Source organism: Pseudomonas sp. PKS, assembly GCF_051913525.1.
Classification (GTDB): domain Bacteria; phylum Pseudomonadota; class Gammaproteobacteria; order Pseudomonadales; family Pseudomonadaceae; genus Aquipseudomonas; species Aquipseudomonas guariconensis_D.
In genome coordinates this window covers 1-211 of sequence record NZ_JBEGDO010000083.1, presented here as the reverse complement: position 1 = coordinate 211, position 211 = coordinate 1, and the positions used below count along the sequence as shown (strand labels likewise).

The window sequence follows — 211 nt, the reverse complement described above, 5'->3', positions numbered from 1 at the left end:
CATTCAAAAAACAAATTCAAAAACTGGAAGAAAAAATAAAAGGTAAAAAAGATAAAAAACTAGTAGAAAATAAAAAACTTTCATCATTACACTTTAAATTAAATATGCTAAGATCTTCTTCAATTTCTCTTGAATCATTATTGAAATTAAATGATGAAAAAACTGTTGCTAAAGCAATGGTTACTGATGACAAATCAGCTCAAATGGTTGG

1 protein-coding gene is annotated in these 211 nt (G+C 24.6%); it reads left to right on the top strand.

The features are described from left to right. On the top strand, positions 1-211 hold a 211-nt coding region (locus ABOA88_RS24170), incomplete at both ends, for a hypothetical protein (RefSeq protein ID WP_440128015.1).